Below are 3,080 nucleotides of genomic sequence, written 5' to 3'. Positions count from 1 at the left end.
CAGTTCTTTTCTAGGTTTGGCGGTGACCTACTCTCCCACGTCTTGAGACGCAGTACCATTGGCGCTGCGGCACTTAACTTCCGAGTTCGGGAAGGGATCGGGTGTTTTGCCTGGGCTATGACCACCAAACCGAGGAAAGAACTGGAAACAATCGTGTCCGAGTTTAGTTGTGCTTATGATCTGGTCTTGCTGTTACTGGAACAAATCAAGCCAATCGGGCAATTAGTACCGGTCAACTGAGCGCATTGCTGCGCGTACATCTCCGGCCTATCGACGTGGTGGTCTTCCACGGCCCTCAAGGGAGACCTAGTTTTGAAGGGGGCTTCCCGCTTAGATGCCTTCAGCGGTTATCCTGTCCGCTCATAGCTACCCAGCACTGCCGTTGGCACGACAACTGGTCCACCAGTGGAGCGTTCACCCCGGTCCTCTCGTACTAGGGGCAAGTCTTCTCAAGTCTCCTACACCCACGGCAGATAGGGACCGAACTGTCTCACGACGTTCTAAACCCAGCTCACGTACCTCTTTAAATGGCGAACAGCCATACCCTTGGGACCTGCTCCAGCCCCAGGATGAGATGAGCCGACATCGAGGTGCCAAACGATGCCGTCGATATGGACTCTTGGGCATCATCAGCCTGTTATCCCCAGCGTACCTTTTATCCGTTGAGCGATGGCCCTCCCACTTGGGACCACCGGATCACTATGGCCGTCTTTCGACTCTGCTCGACTTGTCAGTCTCGCAGTCAGGCTGGCTTCTGCCATTGCACTCAACGAGCGATTTCCGACCGCTCTGAGCCAACCATCGCGCGCCTCCGTTACTCTTTGGGAGGCGACCGCCCCAGTCAAACTACCCACCACGCAGGGTCCCGGACCCGGATAACGGGCCGCGGTTAGACATCAAGAGTGCGAAGGGTGGTATCTCAAGGGAGGCTCCACGGGAACTGGCGTCCCCGCTTCGAAGCCTACCACCTATCCTGCACATCACAATCCTGATGCCAGTGCGAAGCTATAGTAAAGGTGCATGGGGTCTTTCCGTCTAACCGCGGGTAGTGTGCATCTTGACACACAGTTCAATTTCGCTGAGTCCACATTTGAGACAGCGGGGAAGTCGTTACGCCATTCGTGCAGGTCGGAACTTACCCGACAAGGAATTTCGCTACCTTAGGACCGTTATAGTTACGGCCGCCGTTTACTGGGGCTTCAATTCGGAGCTTGCACCCCTCCTTTTAACCTTCCAGCACCGGGCAGGCGTCAGACTGTATACGTCGCCTTGCGGCTTCGCACAGCCCTGTGTTTTTAGTAAACAGTCGCCACCCCCTGGTTTGTGCCCCCCGCCGATGCTTGCGCACCAACGGGGCCTCCTTCTCGCGAACTTACGGAGGTATTTTGCCGAGTTCCTTAAATGTGGTTCTCTCAAGCGCCTTGGTATTCTCTACCAGTCCACCTGTGTCGGTTTCGGGTACGGTCTGATGGAGGGCTATTTCCAGGGACCTGTAGGCTGCCCACCCAATCCGATAAGGGCAGACAACGGTTCAGATCCGTCACTTCCTCCTGGCCCAGGAATATTAACCTGGTTCCCATCGACTACGCCTTTCGGCCTCGCCTTAGGGGCCGGCTCACCCTGCTCAGATTAACTTTAAGCAGGAACCCTTGGACTTTCGGCGACAGGGTCTCTCACCCTGTTTGTCGCTACTCATGTCAACATTCTCGCTTCCGATCACTCCACCGGATGCCTCACGGCCCGGCTTCACAGTCAGCACCTCTCCGACCATGACCTTCCTTGCGGAAGGCTAAAGTCGGACGGTGCCATATCACGGAACGCTCCGCTACCACGCAGATTGCTCTGCATCCTAAGCTTCGGCTCGTGGCTTGAGCCCCGTTACATCTTCGCCGCAGGATCTCTTGACTAGACCAGTGAGCTGTTACGCTATCTTTAAAGGATGGCTGCTTCTAAGCCAACCTCCTGGTTGTTTTGGAAATCCCACATGCTTTCCCACTTAGCCACGAATTAGGGGCCTTAGCTGTAGGTCAGGGTTGTTTCCCTCTTCACGACGGACGTTAGCACCCGCCGTGTGTCTCCCGGATAGTCCTTCTCGGTATTCGGAGTTTACTTAGGCTCAGTAAGTCTGTGGGACCCCATCACCCATGTAGTGCTCTACCCCCGAGAGGATACGTCCGAGGCGCTACCTAAATAGCTTTCGCGGAGAACCAGCTATCTCCAGATTTGATTGGCCTTTCACCCCTAGGCACAAGTCATCCCGACCTTTTTCAACAGGTGTGGGTTCGGACCTCCAGTTGGTGTTACCCAACCTTCATCCTGCTCATGCCTAGATCATCTGGTTTCGGGTCTGATCCCACGAACTCATGCGCCCTTTTAAGACTCGCTTTCGCTGCGCCTACACCTATCGGCTTAAGCTTGCTCGTGAGACCAAGTCGTTGACCCATTATACAAAAGGTACGCCGTCAGGGCTCAAGGCCCCTCCGACTGCTTGTAGGCGTCCGGTTTCAGAAACTGTTTCACTCCCCTCGTCGGGGTGCTTTTCACCTTTCCCTCACGGTACTGGTTCGCTATCGGTCAGCAAGGAGTACTTAGCCTTCGGGGGTGGTCCCCCGATCTTCAGACAGGATTTCACGTGTCCCGCCCTACTTGATACGTCCCATCGAGCTTCGCATACGGGGCTGTCACCCGCTCTGGCTGATCTTTCCAGATCATTCTGCTCACTCTCAAGGCTCGGCTGGTCCGCGTTCGCTCGCCACTACTAACGGAGTCTCTATTGATTTCCTTTCCTCCGGGTACTTAGATGTTTCAGTTCCCCGGGTTCGCTCTTAAACCCCTATGGATTCAGGGTAAAAGTACCTGTCTCAGCCCGTTATTGGCTACCGAAGTAACAATAACAAACTGTCAGGTGGGTTTCCCCATTCGGAGATCCATGGATCAAAGCCCGTTCTCGGCTCCCCATGGCTTATCGCAGAGTACCACGTCCTTCATCGCCTCTTGCTGCCAAGGCATCCACCAAACGCCCTTCTCGCGCTTGATTTGATCCAGAAAGAGCAAGGCCCAGATCGCGCAGGCGATCAAGA

Annotated in this window: 2 rRNA genes; both read right to left on the bottom strand. The window is 55.1% G+C overall.

Annotated elements, in window-relative coordinates:
* Positions 1 to 14 precede the first annotated feature (14 nt).
* Positions 15 to 129: ribosomal RNA gene (rrf, locus tag N5I32_RS21155) — 5S ribosomal RNA — on the bottom strand.
* A 72-nt stretch (positions 130 to 201) separates the two neighbouring features.
* Positions 202 to 3,037, bottom strand: a 23S ribosomal RNA gene (locus N5I32_RS21150).
* Positions 3,038 to 3,080 lie beyond the last annotated feature (43 nt).

This window comes from Albidovulum sediminis (genome assembly GCF_025380365.1).
GTDB lineage: Bacteria > Pseudomonadota > Alphaproteobacteria > Rhodobacterales > Rhodobacteraceae > Albidovulum > Albidovulum sediminis.
Note: the sequence above shows the minus strand (reverse complement) of the source record. Positions and strands in the feature narration are given on the sequence as shown.